This is a genomic window from Streptosporangium sp. NPDC002544 (assembly GCF_040295965.1).
Taxonomy (GTDB): domain Bacteria; phylum Actinomycetota; class Actinomycetes; order Streptosporangiales; family Streptosporangiaceae; genus Streptosporangium.
The window spans coordinates 86,420-103,245 of the sequence record NZ_JBEOWJ010000023.1; the positions used below are offsets into that span (position 1 = coordinate 86,420).

Here is a 16,826-nt window from a genome sequence, read left to right on the forward strand (position 1 = left end):
GTCCTGCCGATGCCAGAGCCCCAGACGCCAGCAGCCGCTGCATGAGGAGCCACTGACTTGTCCCGTCGCCTGTTCACCTCCGAGTCGGTCACAGAGGGCCACCCGGACAAGATCGCCGACCAGATCAGTGACGCGATTCTCGACGCCATGCTCAAGGGTGACCCCAAGAGCCGCGTCGCGGTCGAGACGCTGATCACCACCGGTCAGGTCCACGTCGCCGGAGAGGTGACGACGGAGACCTACGTCGACATTCCCGGTCTCATCCGGGAGAAGATCCTCGAGATCGGTTACGACGCCTCGCACAAGGGCTTCGACGGCGCCTCCTGTGGCGTGTCGGTGTCCATCGGTGCGCAGTCGCCCGACATCGCCCAGGGCGTCGACGACGCCTACGAGAACCGCGAGGGCGAGGCGGGCGACGAGCTCGACCGCCAGGGCGCCGGTGACCAGGGCCTGATGTTCGGCTACGCCTGCCGTGAGACCCCCGAGCTGATGCCGCTGCCGATCCAGCTGGCGCACCGCCTGGCCGAGCGCCTGTCGCAGGTCCGCAAGGACGGCACGGTGCCCTACCTGCGCCCCGACGGCAAGACCCAGGTCACCGTCGAGTACGACGGCGACAAGCCGGTCCGGCTCGACACCGTGGTCGTCTCCACCCAGCACGCGGCCGAGATCGACCTCAAGGAGATGCTCGCTCCCGACATCAAGGAGCACGTGGTCGACCCGGTCCTGGCCGGCCTGGAGATCGAGACCGAGGGCTACCGCCTCCTGGTCAACCCGACCGGCCGCTTCGAGATCGGCGGCCCGATGGGCGACGCCGGCCTGACCGGTCGCAAGATCATCGTTGACACCTACGGCGGCATGTCCCGCCACGGTGGCGGCGCCTTCTCCGGCAAGGACCCGTCCAAGGTCGACCGCTCGGCCGCCTACGCCATGCGCTGGGTCGCGAAGAACATCGTGGCCGCCGGTCTGGCCGACCGCGCCGAGGTCCAGGTCGCCTACGCCATCGGCAAGGCGCACCCGGTCGGCGTGTTCGTCGAGACCTTCGGCACCGAGAAGGTCGAGATCAGCAAGATCCAGGAAGCCGTGGTCAAGGTCTTCGACCTGCGCCCGGCCGCGATCATCCGCGACCTCGACCTGCTCCGCCCGATCTACTCGGGCACCTCCGCCTACGGTCACTTCGGTCGCGAGGGCTTCTCCTGGGAGTCCACCGACCGCGCCGACTCCCTGCGCGCCGCCGCCGGTCTCTGACCCGCACGCTTCAAGACGGCCCCCGTGAGAACTCATTCACGGGGGCCGTCGCATGTCCGGACCCGCCGGTGCCCGGTTGCCCTGTGCACTGGGGGATGATCTCAGGGTGTGCGCCGATCTCGTCAGAATTCCGTGAGTCACAGCTCCGTATGTCCTACCCCCGGCCCGGTCCCTTCTGTCACGCGCTCGGGGACGGTGGCAAGTGAGATCACTTTGCGGCTCTGCTCACTATCCTCAAGGCATGAGGAAACTCCTTCTCCGAATCGACGATGATCTGCATCGGCGCATAGTCCGAAAGGCCAGTCGCACCGGTCGTTCCGTCAACGCCACCGCCGTGGAGATCCTCGCTCGTGGTCTGTCCGATGAGGCGCGAGACGCCCGGGCGGAGCTTCGCGCACGTGCGCACCGGCTCGGCGTGCTCGCCGAGCGTTCTCCGGCTCCCCCGGTGACCGAAGCCGATCGTGAGCGTGCACTTGCTGCCACCAGGGGAATTGGCCCTGTACTCGGCGATCTCTGGGCCGAGGGCCGCTGACCATCCTGGCCGTCTACGTCATGAGCGTTCGGAGGGGGGCCGAGGCTTTTTCGACGGTGAGCTGGGCCCAGACGGCGTGGCCGTGGGATTGGCTGCCTCGGCAGCCGACCTGGGAGGCCAGGGCGGTGACCAGGGGGAGTCCCCGGCCGCCCTCGCCGAGGAGGGCGGGGTGGACGATGGCGGGGACGGAGCCCTGGCCGGAGTCGTAGACCGTCACCCGGCCGGCCTCGGGCCTGCGGACGACCTCGACGACGAACGTGCCGTGGCCGCCCGCCGGCGGTGTGGCGGACGGCGTTGGCGGCGAGTTCGGCGACGATCTGCTTCGCGTCCCGCTGAAAGGACGAGTCCGCCGGCAGGAACCTGACGAAGCGCCGAGCCTCGGGAACCTGGGCGGGACGGCCGGGGAAGGTCCGTCGCCAGGTCAGGCCGCCGGGGCGGAGCCGTACCATCGCGTCGATCGGCTCCGGGGCCACACCGTCGTGGGTAGCGGTCATGCGCGCTCTCCTGGTCCCCTGGTCAGGGAAAAATCGTCAGCAGAACAGTGGTCCGGCCCTTGGTTGATGAATTTGCTTGCTGTGAAAGATGTCAGAGCAACGGACAAGGGCGGGAAGGACATCCCCCGTGATGGGGAGAAGGTGAGGAGAACATATGCCGCCGCCGGCGCCAAAAGGTCCGATGTAGATGATTCGATAAAAATACTCAATATGCCGGCCGGTGGCCTGGGGAGACGGGGACACAAGATTTCATCCGTCGATTTGGAAGCGCCGAGAGACGAGTTGGTGAAGAAGGATTAGCGCGTCAAAACAGTAACCACATCCTCTTCCGGCCGGCCTTCGATCTCGCGGATCCGCAGCGCCGCGGGCCGGTCGGCGCCGCCGAGGAAAGCGCGTTCAGAATTCTCGCGGTCTCCTTACCGATCACTTTCCGTGCCTGCTCCGACGACGCGATGAATTGCTCCATCGACTCCGGATCAATTCCTTGGTGTTCATCCGGAGACGACCCGTTCTCCGACGCCGCAGGCGGCGTCGGCCTCGTATCGAAAGCCTCCTACCGAAGGCAATCCCTAGTTTTACCTTAGGCATCCGGATCGATCGGCTGGGAGCCTCAGGCGTGGGCGGCTCCGGCGAGGATGCCGCCGTACTGGATGGCGACCAGGTGGCGGATCGGAATCGTCTCGTCGGGGGTGCCCGCCTCGGCCTCGGCGCACCATTTGGCGTAGGTGTCCGACAGCGTGCGGGCCCGCGCCCGGATGGTCGGGGTGCCGTTGCCGACGGCGAGTTCGCCCTCCAGTGCGCGCAGCAGCATGCCCCCGAACCTGAGCCGGACGCTGTGCGCGGTGTCGCGGCAGGACTGCCGCTCGGCGACGGTGGCCGGCCGGTCGCTCTCCGGCGCCCGCGCGTGGTGCTCGGCGGTGGTGGCCATCCCCTCGATGAACGGAACGAAGAACCTGCTGGCCCGGACGAACGGGGAGCGGGTCGCCAGGTCGCCGGAGACGGCGCCGAGCGTCTCGTCGAGGACGGCGAACGTCTCGCGCAGGTCCGCCGCGTGGGTCCGGATCAGATCGGCGTATCCGACCCCGGCGGGGGAACGGTCGTCGGCGGTGAGATCCCTCCAGTAGGGCAGTTCGGCGGTCAGGCAGAGCGTGCCGTACCGGGCGGCGTAGGAGTCGCTGGACCCGCCGGTGAGCTGCGCCGCCGGATCCTCGCCGAGCGCCTCGATGTAGTCGTAGGTGTCCTCCATCCGCGGGGCGAGGAAGACCGACTCCTCCAGGGTCCGTACCGAGGGGTGCTCGGGCTCGCCCGCGTGCAGCGGCACGCCGTACCGGCCCGGCAGGGACTTGAGCAGGGCCTGCAGTTCGGGCACCGGGCGGTTGAGGTAGAAGAACGCCCCGCCCATCTCGCTGTTGTGCAGGGTGGTCATGAACGCCGGGCGGGTGTCGTCGATCAGCCGCATCAGCGCCAGTGTCTCGGGCATCACCCGGTCGAAGTAGGCGCGCTTGTAGGCGAAGGGGAAGGTCCACTCGACCTGCTCGTCACCCGCAGGACGGTAGAAGTGCCTGCCGTAGTGCGCTTTGGTGAACGGCCCGGCGAACCACCCCTCGTTGAGCCTGGTCCCGTCCGGGTCGAGGCAGCCTACGATGTGCCAGGTGTGACCGGTGGCCTCGCGCAGCGCGGCGCTCTCGCACAGCCGGGTGGCGAGATGGATCACGGTGAGCCCGCCGATGGGCTCGTTGGGGTGCGGCATGGCGCCGACCAGCGCGTGACGCGGCCCGTCACCGACGCTGAGGCAGAGGATCGGCTCACCCAGGGCGGAGCTGCCCACCCGCCTCAGCGAGGCGACGCCGGGATGGTCGGCGGCCAGCCGGGTGAGGGCGGCCGTGATCTCGTCCACGGTGGCGAACCGGTCATGGTCGGGAACGGAGTCGAGTTCGTCGTTCAGCAGGGGGTCTGTCACCCCCGACAGTCTGCCGAGCGCGCCCCGGTCCCGGGAGTCCGGAATGAGTGATCGGTCGGGTTTGTCGGGCGGGGGACCCGTTGCCCCGGCAGCCGAGGGGAGGGGGCGTCGGCCGTCCGCCTAGAGTCTCCTCATGTCCTCTTCTGCTCGCCTGCTGCTGCGTAACGCGCGGATCGGTCTCGGTGGGCCGCTGCGCCATGTCCTGATCGTTGACGGCCGGGTCGCGGAGGTGGCCCCGGAGCCTCCTGCCTGCGACGAGTCGGTGGACGTCGGGGGCGCCACCCTGCTGCCGGGGCTGTGGGACGCGCACGTGCACTCCGTGCAGTGGGCACAGGCCCGGCGCAGGATCGATCTGACCTCGGCACGGTCGGCGCGGGAGGCGGTCGACCTCGTCGCCCCGCAGGCGGGTACGTCCGGGTTCACGGTCGGCTACGGCTTCCGCGACGGCCTGTGGCCGGACACGCCGGACAAGTCGTTGCTGGAGGCGGCGGCGCCGGGCTGCCCGATCGTGCTGGTGAGCAATGATCTGCACACCGCCTGGTTCAGCCCGGCCGCGCTGGCGGTGATCGGCAGGGGCGGGCATCCGACGGGGGTGCTGCGCGAGCGCGACTGCTACGACGCGATGGCCCAGATGCCTCCGCCCCCCGAGGACGAGCTGGACCGCTGGGTGGCCGAGGCCGCCACCGCCGCCGCGGCCAGGGGTGTCGTCGGCGTGCTGGACTTCGAGTTCGCCGACAACGTCACCGACTGGACCCGGCGGATCTCGCGGGGGGCGGTCGACGTCCGGGTCAGCTGCTCGATCCCGGTGAACCGGCTCGAAGAGGCGATCGATCGCGGGTTGCGCACCGGGGAACCGGTCGCGGGCTCGGGGGGCCTGCTGGAGGTCGGGCCGGTGAAGACGTTCGTGGACGGTTCGCTGAACACCAGGACCGCCTACTGTGCGGACCCGTATCCCGGTGGCGACGCGCGCGGGCTGCTGGAGACACCGCCGGAGGAGCTGTACGGGGTCATGGAGCTGGCCGCCGGGCATGGGATCGCCCCGGCGGTGCACGCCATCGGCGACCTGGCGGTGGGCATCGCGCTGGACGCCTTCGAGCGGGTCGGCTGCCCGGGGAGGATCGAGCACGCGCAACTGGTCCGCCCGGAGGACTTCGGGAGGTTCGCGAGGCCCGGTCTGGTGGCGGGTGTGCAGCCCGCCCACGCGCCCGACGACCGGGAGGTGGCCGATCTGCACTGGCGGGGGCGGACCGGGCGGGCCTTCGCCTACGCCGACCTGCTGGCCGCGGGGGCGACCCTGGAGCTGGGCTCCGACGCTCCGGTGGCGCCGCTCGACCCGTGGGACGGGATCGCCTCCGCCGTGGCCAGGACCGACGACGAGCGGCCGCCGTGGCACCCGGAACAGGCGATCTCGCTGCCGGTGGCGCTGGCGGCGGCCGGCCGGGGCCGCGCCGGGGTGCGCCCGGGCGACCCCGCGGACTTGATGATCACCGAGTACGATCCGGCGGGGCTGGACGGGGACGGTCTCCGTCATATGCCGATCCTCGGCACCCTGCTCGGTGGCCGCTGGACCCACCGCCGCGCCATCTGACCCGGCGGAACGGGGTGCGGTGGCGGTCCGCCCGGCCGGGTCCACCACCGTGCCACCCGTTCTGCCCGGTTCGCCCGCCTGGACTCGCCGGCCGATCCAGCCGGCCGATCCAGCCGGTCGGGTTCGGTGGTGGTCCGTCCGGTATGCCGTTCCATGTCCGGTGCTTCTCGCACCCGGTGCCATACCGCCGACGGGCCGACCGTCTGGACGGGGGCCGGCTTCTGGTAGGACAGGCGGGTGACCCACGCCAACCCCTCGCCGGACGATGACGCCCTCCTGCCGCTCGACGCCGTACGCGAGCGGCCCGTGCCCGGCAGGGCCGCCAGGGCGCGGGCGGGGGCCGTCCGAGCGGCGGGGGTGGCTCGGGCGCGAGGGGTGGCCGAGCAGGTCAGAGGGGTGCCGGAGCCGGCCGCGGAGCTGCCGGTCGCGCGGGTGGTCGTCGACACCCCGCTGCCGCACCTCGACCGGTTGTTCGACTACCTCGTCCCCGCCCCCCTGGACACCGCCGCGGTGCCGGGGTGCCGGGTCCGGATCAGGTTCGCGGGCAAGCTCGTCGACGGGTTCCTGCTGGAACGGGTGGAGACCACCGAGCACCAGGGCAAGCTGACCCGCCTGGAGCGGGTCGTCTCCGCCGAGCCCGTGCTCACCCCGGAGATCGCCGCGCTGGCCAGGGTGGTGGCCGACCACTACGCCGGGACCATGGCCGACGTGCTGCGCCTGGCCGTCCCGCCCCGCCACGCCAGGGTCGAGGCCGAGGCCGTTCCCGCGGCGGGTACGGTCCCGCCGGTGAAGATGATCGGCGTCGCGGATGAGACCCGGGGGGAGCCGGAATCCGAGCCGGGCCGGGGAGTGGAGAGCGGACCGGCCGAGGGGCCGGGACAGGGGCAGCGGACGGATCCGGAGCCGGGATGGGGAGTGGAGAGCGGGCCGGACGCGGGGCCGGGGCCGTGGGCGGACTACCGGGAGGGGAAGGCGTTCCTGGCGGCGCTGGCGAAGGGGGGCTCCCCCCGAGCCGTGTGGACCGCCCTGCCGGGCACCGACCAGGACGGGCCCGGGTGGCCGCGGGCGGTCGCGGTTGCCGTACGGGAGACCCTGCACGGTGGCAGGGGGGCCCTCGTGGTGCTTCCCGACGGCAAGGACGTGGCCCTGGCCGACGCGGCGCTGAGCGCCGTCCTGGGGCCCGGTGCGCATGTGGCGCTGACGGCGGACCTCGGGCCCGCGGAGCGCTACCGGCGGTGGCTGCGCCTGTCCAGGGGCCAGGTCCGGGTCGCCGTCGGCACCAGGGGGGCGGCGTTCGCCCCGGTCGCCGACCTCGGGCTGGCGGTGATCTGGGACGACGGTGACGACCTGCACTCCGAGCGGCTCGCCCCCTACCCGCACGCCAGGGAGGTCCTCGCACTGCGTGCCCACCGGGCCCGCGCGGGCCTGCTCATCGGCGGGTACGCCCGCACGGCGGAGGCCACCCAGCTCATCGCCACGGGCTGGGCGGGGCCCATCGTCGCGGCCCGCCAGGCGGTCAGGGCCAGGGCGCCGAGGGTCCGTCCGGCGGGAGAGGACTCTGAGCTGGCCAGGGACGAGGCGGCCAGGGCCGCCCGGCTGCCCAGCCTCGCCTGGCGGATCCTGCGCACGGGGTTGGAGAGCGGCCCGGTGCTGGTGCAGGTCCCCCGGCGGGGCTACCTGCCCGCGCTGGCCTGCCAGGGCTGCCGGGCGCCGGCCCGCTGCGGGCACTGCGGCGGACCCTTCGCGCTACGTGGTGGCCACGTGGCCCCGTACTGCCGCTGGTGCGGCCGGATCGCCGGCGAGTGGCGCTGCCCCTCCTGCGGCGGGGCACGGGTGCGGGCCCAGGTGGTCGGTGCCCGCCGCACCGCCGAGGAACTGGGGCGGGCCTTCCCCTCCGTACGGGTCAAGACGTCGGGCAGGGACGGGGTGCTGGCCACGGTCGGCGCGGCCCGGGCACTGGTGGTGGCCACCCCGGGAGCCGAGCCGGTGCCCGAGGGCGGATACGCGGCGGCGGTGCTGCTGGACGGCTGGGCGCTGCTCGGCAGACCGGACCTGCGCGCCGCCGAGGAGACGCTGCGCCGGTGGATGAACGCGGCGGCGCTGCTGCGGCCAGCCGCCGAGCTGGTCGTGCTGGCCGATTCCTCGTTGCCCGTCGTGCAGGCGTTGCTGCGCTGGGATCCGGTGACACATGCCGAGAGAGAACTGGCCGACAGGACAGAACTCGGTTTCCCCCCGGCGGTGAAAATGGCGACGCTCACCGGATCTCCGGCGGGGGTCAGGGAAATGCTCGGTGAGATGGCGCTGCCCCCCGAGGCACAGGTGCTCGGCCCGGTCCCGGTGGCCTCGCCCAGGGGGGATCAAGTGCGGGAACGTGCCATGGTGCGGATCGCGCGAGGCTCCGGCTCCACGCTGGCCGCGGCCCTGAAAGGGGCCGTGGGAGTGCGCTCCGCACGCAAGGCCGCGGAGGTGGTCAAGGTATGCATTGACCCCCTAGATGTGATTTGAGTTGTTTCCCCGATTCGCGGTGCTGGCAGTAAGCCGTTAATTTTCCCCTGTGTCGATCGAATGGGTGAATCGGGCCGTAGACGACCTGCGCGCGTGGGGGCGTGCGCGTGGCCTGGACGTTGACGTGGACGAGGTGCGGCTGCTCTGCGACTACGCGAGTGACTATCTGGACGTGAACGAGCTGGGTGATTTCACTCCTGTCGCCTTCGAGGAGCTGCTGCTCAACATCTATCCACGCAAGGTCATCGCCCCGCCGGAGAGTGCCCCCGAGACCGTCGCCGCCGCCCGCACCCTGGTCGACTTCCTGCTCTCGACCGAGGAGATCGGCGGCAAGATGGCCGTCCGGATGAGGAGCGTCCTCGACCGGATCGAGCCCGAGATGCCCATCGCCCTCGCCGACACCTCCAGGTTCGGCATGGCCAAGAGCCTCTTCAGCGCGATGGGCGCCGACTCGCTGGAGCGGGCCGCCGGGAGCACTGAGAACACTGGGAACGCGATCCTTTCCGTCTCGGCGGTGCAGGAGGAGCCCGCCGTCGAGCACTGCGACTGCCCCGGCTGCTCGCCGCTTCCCCCGGTGCGCCTGGCGCCCCGCGAGACGCTCGCCCAGAGCGCCCTGCGGGTGCCGCTGCTGACCGACGCGCGCAGGCTGGTCCAGTGGATGCTCGCGGGAGGGCGCACCCCCACCGTCAAGGGCAGGCTCAGGGTCCGTGACGCCACCGAGGCGATCGCCCAGCTCTCGGTGACCGACCCCGGTCTGCTCTGGGAACTCGCGGTCCACACCGGCCTGGTCACCGTCGAGGGCACCGCCATCTTCGACGGCGAGGACTTCGACCCGCTCGACATCTGGGCCGCGACCGTCGAGTTCGTCGTCGAGAAGGAGACCGGCGGTGCCGTGACGGGTGAGGTCTCCCTGGACGAGGAGCTCTACGGCCTGTGCGACATGCTCTACCGGCTCCAGGCACCCGTGCCGATCCCGCTGGTCAGGGAGTACCTGGACGAGATCGGCCTGGTGGAGGAGGGGGAGATCGACGTCCCCGAGGTCGCGCGGCGGCTCGCCTACTGCGGGATGGCCGAGCCGGGCGACGAACTCCTGGAGCTCACCCCGCTGGCCCTGTGGGGGCTGCACAGGCTCTACACCGACCTGGGCATCGAGGCGCCCCAGGCGGCCGATCTGGCCCTCGCCGACGCACCCGAGCTCATCGAGGGGCTGCTGTCGGGGATGCCCGCCGAGATGGCCGAGGCCGACATCGAGGGCTGGCTGCGGCACAGGAGCCCGGCGCAGGCGGTCACCGAGCTGCTCGGCTCCGTCTCGGGGGCGCCCTCGGTCGCCAGGGGCATCGCGGTGACGATCGTCGACCGCCTCGGCGCCGACGCGGAGGAGGCGGTACGGGCCTTCCTGGAGGAGCCGGAGCTGCGCCCGCACGCCATCCACTGGCTGACCGCGCGCGGTCTGGCGGCCCCCGCGCTCACCTCGGAGGAGGTGCTCTGGATGAGCGTGGACATGCTCGTCCTGGCCATGCCCTCCGCCGAGGAGGATCCGGAGACGTTCGCCGAGAACATGTCCGCCTCCGGGCCGCCGCAGAGCGTGATCGAGGAGATGTGGCGGGTCGACCACCCCGAGGTCGTCGAGGTTCTTGAGCTGCTCGGACGCTCCCTGAGGGACCACAACGCGGCCAAGGCGGCCCGCAAGGCGGCTTTCAAGGCACGTTCCCGCGCCATCGGCTGAGCCGTGTATGCGTGAGGCGCGAGTGCAGTAAGTTTCACGGGTGGCAAAGAGCGGGAACAGTGGGAACGTCTTCGACATCGGCGAGCTGCGCAGGCTTGTGGACGAGCTGGGAGCGGCACCCCGCGAGCTGCGAACAGCCGTTCTGGAGGAGTCGGTCACGGCCGCGGGCCGTGACTGCCCCCCGCGCGGCGACGCGCTGAGCTTCCCGCCGGTCGACCTCGCCCCGGACGCCGAGCTGGCCGCGTCCGTGCCGCTGGTGCCGCTGGTGCTCGACGCCCAGCGGCTGGCCGCCTGGACCGGCACCCGCGCGGTGACCCCCGAGGGACTGCTGCCCGACCCGTTCGCGCCGTGCGCGGAGCTCGGCCTGCCGGGCCCGGCGCGGCTGCACCTGCTCTGGGTGGTCGCGGTCAACACCGGCATGCTGCGCATCTCCCGCGGCCGGGTGGACCCCGGCCCGCTGGAGCTCTCCGCCGACCTGCCGCACCGGGCCGTGCTGGGGTTCTGGGACGGCGTGGTCATGGACGTCCTCGACCGTGCGGACGACGACCTGACCGGGTCTCCCGTGATCGACGATCACCTGGCCGAGATGCTCGCCACGCTGTACGCCGTGCGCGAAGGACTGTCCACCGCGACCCTGGTCAAGGGCATCCTGCAGTCGCACCGGGTGGCCTGCGGGGCCGGTCCCGCCGAGATGAGGACGCTGACCGGCACGCTGCCCGCCCAGCTGGAGTCGGCCCTGTCGCTCCTGGGCTACTGCGGGCTGGTCGAGACCTCGCGGGCGGGCAGGCCCCGGCTGACCCCGCTCGGCATGTGGGCCGTCCGCCAGGACCTCATCAGGGAGGGCCACGACGCGCCGACGGGCGCCGAGGTCGCCGTCTTCGCCGACCTCGGCGCGCCCGAGCTGGTCGAGGCGATCGTGAAGGGTTCCGCCGCGCCCAGCGCCGTCACCGTGTGGCTGGAGTCCCGCCACCCCGAGGCCGCCGCGCGCGAGCTGGTCAAGGTCGCGGCCTCGGGCACGGCAGGCCGGCGCGGTGTCGCGGGCGCGATCCTGGAGGAGCTCGGCCCCGAGGCCGAGGCTCCGCTCAGGGAGGCGCTCTCCGAGCCCGCCATGTGGCGCTACGCCGCCTCCTGGCTGCACATCCGCGATCTGCCCGCGCCCGCGCTCACCCCCGCGGACAACACCTGGCTCGCGGTCGACTCGCTCGCCTCGCTGCTGGAGCGGGGCGAGGCCTCCGAGGCGATCTGCGAGTTCGACGCGCTCGAACCCGGAGAGGACCTGGTACGCGTGGTCGAGGAGATGGCCCTGGTGGAGCACCCCGACACGTTCGCCGTCCTCGACCTGCTCGGCTCCAGGCACGGCACCGCCGCGGTGGCCAAGTCGGCCCGCAAGGCCGCCATGAAGGCCCGCTCCCGCTGAGGTGCGTGGGAAGGCCCGGGGGAGGCGGCCGGCGCCCTTAGACTGGGGCGATCCCCTGAAGCGTGAGGAGACCCCTGTTGGCCATTCAACCGATCCGCCTTTTCGGCGACCCGGTGTTGCGCACTCCGGCCGATCCGGTCAAGGACTTCGACAAGGAGCTGCGCAAGCTCGTCAAGGACCTCACCGACACGATGATGGACGCACCGGGGGCCGGGCTGGCGGCACCCCAGATCGGGGTCGGGCTCCGGGTCTTCACCTACTACGTGGACGATCAGCTCGGGCACCTGATCAACCCCAACCTCGACCTGTCGGACGAGGCGGACGAGGAGGGCGAGGAGGGCTGCCTGTCCTTCCCCGGCCTCTCGTTCCCCACGCCCAGGGCGCTGCGGGCCGTGGCGACCGGTTTCAACATGCACGGCGAGCCGGTGACGCTTGAGGGCACCGACCTGATGGCCCGTTGCTTCCAGCACGAGACCGACCACCTCGACGGCGTGCTGTTCATCGACCGGATGGACGCCAAACAGCGCAAACTCGCGATGAAGGCGATCCGCGAGGCCGACTGGAACGGTCTGGCGGCCCCCGCGTTCAAGTTCTCCCCGCACGCCACCCACGGGAAGGCTCTGTAGGAACCTTGCGCCTGGTCTTCGCCGGAACCCCGGACACAGCCCTGCCCGCGCTGCGGGCTCTGATCGACTCGCCCCGCCATGACGTCGTCGCCGTCGTCACCCGGCCGGACGCCCAGTCGGGCAGGGGCCGCAGGGTCCATCCGAGCCCTGTGGCCGAGCTCGCCGAGGAGGCGGGCATCGAGGTGCTCAGGCCGCAGAAGGCGGGCGACCCGGCCTTCCTCGACCGGCTCACCGAGCTCGCCCCCGACTGCTGCCCGGTGGTCGCCTACGGTGCGCTCCTGCCCCAGGCCGCCCTGGACATTCCCCGGCACGGCTGGGTCAACCTCCACTTCTCGCTGCTGCCGGCCTGGCGCGGCGCGGCGCCGGTGCAGCACGCCGTGCTGCACGGTGACGCGATCACCGGCGCGGCCACCTTCCGGATCGTCAGGGAGCTGGACGCGGGCCCGGTCTACGGCGTGGTCACCGAGGAGATCCGCCCCGCGGACACCAGCGGGGAGCTGCTCGCCCGGCTCGCCGAGTCCGGCGCCGGGCTGCTGACGGCCACCCTCGACGGGATCGAGGACGGCAAGCTGGAGGCGGTGCCGCAGCCCGCGGAGGGGATCAGCCTCGCCCCGAAGATCAGCGTCGACGACGCCAGGGTCGACTGGTCCGCACCCGCCATGCGCGTCGACCGGCTGGTCCGTGCCTGCACCCCCGCCCCGGGGGCGTGGACCGAGTTCCGCGGCCAGCGGGTCAAGCTCGGCCCCCTGCGACCGGTTCCCGACGCCTCGGGCCTGGCCCCCGGCCAGATCGCGGCGTCCAAGAACACCGTCCTGGTCGGCACCGCCACCTACCCGGTCGAGCTGGGCGAGGTGCAGCCGCAGGGCAAGCGCCTGATGAGGGCGGGGGAGTGGGCCCGCGGTGTGCGGCCCACGGACGAGGATCGGCTGGCCTAGAGATCATGAGCAGTGCTGGTGGTGACGGCCGTAACGCCGCACGAGGCGGGCGCGGCCGGGGGGCGACCCCGCGCGGCCATGGAGCGGGCGGGAACCGAGGCAGGGGCAAGGGCACTGCCGGGGCCGGGCGTCCGCCCAAGCCGGTCCGCGACGAGGCGCGCAACACCGCGTACGACCTGATGCGTGCCGTCGACGAGCGGGACGCCTACGCCAACCTGCTGATGCCCGCGCTGCTGCGCGAGCGCCGCCTGTCGGGGCGCGACGCGGGACTGGCCACCGAACTGGCCTACGGCACCCTGCGCGGTCTCGGCACCTACGACGAGATCATCGCGGCCTGCAGCGACCGGGCGCCGGAGGACGTCGACCCGCCGCTGCTCGACGCCGTACGGCTGGGCGTGCACCAGTTGCTCAAGACGCGGGTGCCCCCGCACGCCGCCGTCGGCACCACGGTCGATCTGGTGCGGCTGCGCGTGGGCATCGGCGCCTCGAAGTACGCCAACGCCGTGCTGCGCAAGGTCTCCACCCGGTCGCTGGAGCAGTGGGTCCCGATCGTGGCGCCCGACCCCGCCGACGACCCCGTCGGCCATCTGGCGGTGGCCCACAGCCACCCGAGGTGGATCGTCGAGGCGCTGCGCGACGCCGTGGGCGGCGACTTCGACGAGACGGCCGCCCTGCTCGCCGCCGACAACGAGCGTCCCCGGGTGACCCTGGTCGCCCGTCCGGGCCGCTCGTCGGTCGCGGAGCTCCTCGACGCGGGCGCCGAGCCCGCCGGATACTCCCCGTACGCGGCCTATCTGCCCGAGGGCGACCCCGGGGCGATCCTCGCCGTGGCCGAGTCGCGGGCCGCCGTCCAGGACGAGGCCAGCCAGCTCGTCGCGCTGGCCCTGACCCGGGTCCCGGTGGAGGGCGCCGACTCGCGCTGGCTCGACCTGTGCGCGGGCCCCGGCGGCAAGGCCGGCCTGCTCGACGCCATCGCGACCCACGGTGACGAGGCGGGCCTCGCGGCGGGCGCCGGGCCGGCGGCCTTCCCCGGTGGGGCGCGCCTGCTCGCCGCCGAGCTGCAGTACCACCGGGCGCGGCTGGTGTGGCAGACGACCCGGCAGGCCGCGGTGATCACCGCGAACGGCACCGTGCCCGCCTGGCGGCCCGGAGTCTTCGACCGGGTCATGCTGGATGCCCCCTGCACCGGCCTGGGCGCGCTGCGCCGCCGCCCCGAGGCCCGCTGGCGCCGTGATCCCCGGAGCCTTCCCGAGCTGGGCAGGCTCCAGCGTGACCTGCTCGCCTCGGCGATCGAGGCGGTCCGTCCCGGCGGCGTCGTCGGGTACGTGACCTGCTCGCCGCACCTGGCCGAGACCGACGTCGTGGTCGGCGACGCCCTGCGCCGCCGCGACGACGTCGAGGCGCTGGACGCCCGTGCCTACCTCCCCGAGGTCGAGGGGCTGGGCGAGGGGCCGTACGCGCGGTTCTGGCCGCACCGGCACGGCACCGACGCCATGTTCCTGGCCCTGCTGCGCCGCCGCTGATCGGCCCCCGGAGCCGTCATCGCAGGTCAGGGCATATATGGATGCCGCACGCCGTTCGACTGGGCATAACTGCTTCCAAGAGGACGCGGGGGTGGCGAAATGTGTGGAATCTGTGGATGGGTGGACTTCGAGGGCGATGTCCGGCAGTCACCGGACATCGCGAGGGCCATGACCGACACCATGGCCTGCCGCGGGCCCGACGACGCGGGGATCTGGCTCGCCCCGCACGTCGCGATAGGCCATCGGCGGCTGGCCGTCATCGACATCGAGGGCGGCCGCCAGCCGATGGTCGTCGCGGAGGAGGGGCTGCCGCTTGCCGTCCTCACCTACAGCGGCGAGATCTACAACTTCGTCGAGTTACGCGCCGAACTGGCCGCCCACGGCCATCGCTTCCAGACCCGGAGCGACACCGAGGTCGTGCTGCGGGCCTACCTCGAATGGGGGGAGGATCTCGCCGACCGGCTGAACGGCATGTTCGCCTTCGCGATCTGGGACACCCGCCGCGAGGAGCTGCTGCTCGTCCGCGACCGGATGGGTGTCAAGCCGCTGTACTACTACCCCACCGCGCACGGCGTGCTGTTCGGCTCCGAGCCCAAGGCGATCCTCGCCAACCCGCTCGCCGGGACGCCCACCGTCGACGCCGACGGGCTGCGCGAGCTGATCGCCTTCGTCAAGACCCCCGAGCACGCCGTCTACCAGGGCATGTACGAGGTTCGCCCCGGCCAGGCGATCCGGGTGACCCGCGAGTTCCTGTGCCGGCGCCGCTACTGGCAGCTGCACTCCCACGAGCACGTCGACGACCTCGCCACCACGGTCGCGGGCGTACGCGACCTGCTGGACGACATCGTCGGCCGCCAGCTCGTCGCCGACGTGCCGCTCTGCGCCCTGCTCTCCGGGGGCCTCGACTCCAGCGCCGTCACGGCACTCGCCGCGCTGGGGCTTCGGGAGCGGGGGGAGGGGAGGGTCCGGTCGTTCTCCGTCGACTTCGCCGGATACACCGAGAACTTCCAGCCCGACGAGATGCGCGACACCCCCGACACACCGTACGCGCACGAGGTCGTGCGGCACGTCGACGCCGACCACACCGACATCGTCCTGGACTCCGCCGACCTCATGGACCCGGCGGTGCGCGGCGCGGTCCTGCGGGCGCGGGATCTGCCGATCGGTGTCGGTGACATGGACACCTCCCTCTACCTGCTGTTCCGCGCCATCCGGGAGCGCTCCACCGTGGCGCTGTCCGGGGAGTCGGCCGACGAGGTCTTCGGCGGCTACCGGTGGTTCCACGATCCGGAGGCGGTCGCCGCCGACACCTTCCCCTGGCTGGTCTCCCCGGGGATGGCGCGGTTCGGCGGGCTGGGGGCGCTCCTCGACGAGGACCTGATGCACAAGCTGGACATCCCCGCCTACCGCGCGGACAGCTACCGGCACGCGCTGGACGAGGTGCCTCGGCTACCGGGTGAGGAGGGGCTGGAACGGCGGATGCGGGAGATCTCCTACCTGAACCTCACCCGGTTCGTGCAGATCCTGCTGGACCGCAAGGACCGGATGAGCATGGCCGTCGGGCTGGAGGTCCGGGTGCCGTTCTGCGACCACCGGCTGGTGGAGTACGTCTTCAACGCCCCCTGGTCGATGAAGACCTTCGACGGACGGGAGAAGAGCCTGCTCCGCGCCGCCACGGCGGACATCCTGCCGCCCTCGGTCGTCCACCGCCACAAGAGCCCCTACCCCTCGACGCAGGACCCCTCCTACACCGAGGCCGTCCGCGCGGAGGCGGCCCGGCTGCTCGGCCGCGGGGACATCGCGGCCGAGCCGCTGATCGACAGGGAGAAGGTACGGGCGGTGATCGGCCGGCCGGAGACGGACGGCGGCCCGGCGGGAGGCCGGGCGGCGCTGGAGGGGCTGCTGCAGTTCAACGCCTGGCTGGAGAGGTACCACGTCCGGGTCAACCTCTGATTCGAGATCCCGTCCCCTCAGCGCCGCCGGGGCACGTAGCAGAGCTTCACCCCGTCCTGGCCCGCTGAGGAGCTCCAGGCCAGGTTGGTCGAGATCACGCCGTAGAGGTCCATCACGCTCGCGGTGGGTATGGCGAGGAGGGCGACGGTGACGAGCAGCGGGAGGAGAATCGAACGCAGGGAGCGGGGGCGAAAGGACATCGCTCCCCGATTCCGATAAAGACTGAGAAGTCGGTCGGAGCGGAGGACCCCGAACCTCGCGCACCGTCTCGTTCAGTAATCCAGATGATTCCGGAAGGAAATTACTCCGGCAATCCCTCGTG

Annotated in this window: 12 protein-coding genes; 9 read left to right on the top strand and 3 right to left on the bottom strand. The window is 72.0% G+C overall.

Going from position 1 to position 16,826, the window contains the following annotated elements; translation table 11 throughout:
- The first annotated feature begins 57 nt into the window (after positions 1–57).
- Positions 58–1,245: a methionine adenosyltransferase gene (metK, locus tag ABT061_RS30570; protein WP_350924440.1), complete on the top strand. Its 1,188-nt coding sequence runs from the start codon at positions 58–60 to the stop codon at positions 1,243–1,245.
- A 545-nt stretch (positions 1,246–1,790) separates the two neighbouring features.
- On the opposite strand, the gene ABT061_RS30575 is transcribed toward metK, so the two are convergent.
- Together ABT061_RS30575 and ABT061_RS30580 are read right to left on the bottom strand one after the other, a co-directional pair.
- The gene (locus ABT061_RS30575) at positions 1,791–1,994 is read right to left on the bottom strand and encodes a hypothetical protein (protein ID WP_350924442.1); all 204 of its coding nucleotides are present in this window, start codon (positions 1,992–1,994) and stop codon (positions 1,791–1,793) included.
- Between the two features lie 887 nt (positions 1,995–2,881).
- The gene (locus ABT061_RS30580; RefSeq protein WP_350924444.1) at positions 2,882–4,231 is read right to left on the bottom strand and encodes a M14 family zinc carboxypeptidase; all 1,350 of its coding nucleotides are present in this window, start codon (positions 4,229–4,231) and stop codon (positions 2,882–2,884) included.
- Positions 4,232–4,364: 133 nt separating this feature from the next.
- On the opposite strand from ABT061_RS30580, the gene ABT061_RS30585 reads away from it, so the two are divergent.
- The 8 genes from ABT061_RS30585 (at position 4,365) to asnB (ending at position 16,504) form a co-directional block, all read left to right on the top strand.
- Positions 4,365–5,819: an amidohydrolase gene (locus ABT061_RS30585; protein ID WP_350924446.1), complete on the top strand. Its 1,455-nt coding sequence runs from the start codon at positions 4,365–4,367 to the stop codon at positions 5,817–5,819.
- A 237-nt stretch (positions 5,820–6,056) separates the two neighbouring features.
- Complete coding sequence (locus ABT061_RS30590) at positions 6,057–8,324, top strand: primosomal protein N' (RefSeq protein WP_350924448.1); 2,268 nt, start codon at positions 6,057–6,059, stop codon at positions 8,322–8,324.
- A gap of 49 nt (positions 8,325–8,373) precedes the next feature.
- Positions 8,374–10,050, top strand: a complete 1,677-nt coding sequence (locus ABT061_RS30595) for a hypothetical protein (RefSeq protein WP_350924450.1) — start codon at positions 8,374–8,376, stop codon at positions 10,048–10,050.
- Positions 10,051–10,090: 40 nt separating this feature from the next.
- Positions 10,091–11,467, top strand: a complete 1,377-nt coding sequence (locus ABT061_RS30600; protein ID WP_350924452.1) for a hypothetical protein — start codon at positions 10,091–10,093, stop codon at positions 11,465–11,467.
- A 77-nt stretch (positions 11,468–11,544) separates the two neighbouring features.
- Positions 11,545–12,093: a peptide deformylase gene (gene def / locus ABT061_RS30605; protein WP_350924454.1), complete on the top strand. Its 549-nt coding sequence runs from the start codon at positions 11,545–11,547 to the stop codon at positions 12,091–12,093.
- Between the two features lie 5 nt (positions 12,094–12,098).
- A complete protein-coding gene (gene fmt / locus ABT061_RS30610) occupies positions 12,099–13,028 on the top strand; it encodes a methionyl-tRNA formyltransferase (protein ID WP_350924456.1) in 930 nt (309 codons plus the stop codon).
- A gap of 5 nt (positions 13,029–13,033) precedes the next feature.
- Positions 13,034–14,551 carry an RsmB/NOP family class I SAM-dependent RNA methyltransferase gene (locus ABT061_RS30615; protein ID WP_350924458.1) on the top strand — a complete coding sequence of 506 codons (1,518 nt, stop codon included), beginning with the start codon at positions 13,034–13,036 and terminating at the stop codon, positions 14,549–14,551.
- A 99-nt stretch (positions 14,552–14,650) separates the two neighbouring features.
- On the top strand, positions 14,651–16,504 hold the full coding sequence (asnB, locus tag ABT061_RS30620) for an asparagine synthase (glutamine-hydrolyzing) (protein ID WP_350924460.1): 1,854 nt from the start codon (positions 14,651–14,653) through the stop codon (positions 16,502–16,504).
- A gap of 17 nt (positions 16,505–16,521) precedes the next feature.
- Here asnB and ABT061_RS30625 read toward each other — a convergent pair whose 3' ends face one another.
- Positions 16,522–16,704, bottom strand: coding sequence for a hypothetical protein (locus tag ABT061_RS30625; protein ID WP_350924462.1), 183 nt, complete (start codon positions 16,702–16,704; stop codon positions 16,522–16,524).
- Between the last annotated feature and the right edge of the window lie 122 nt (positions 16,705–16,826).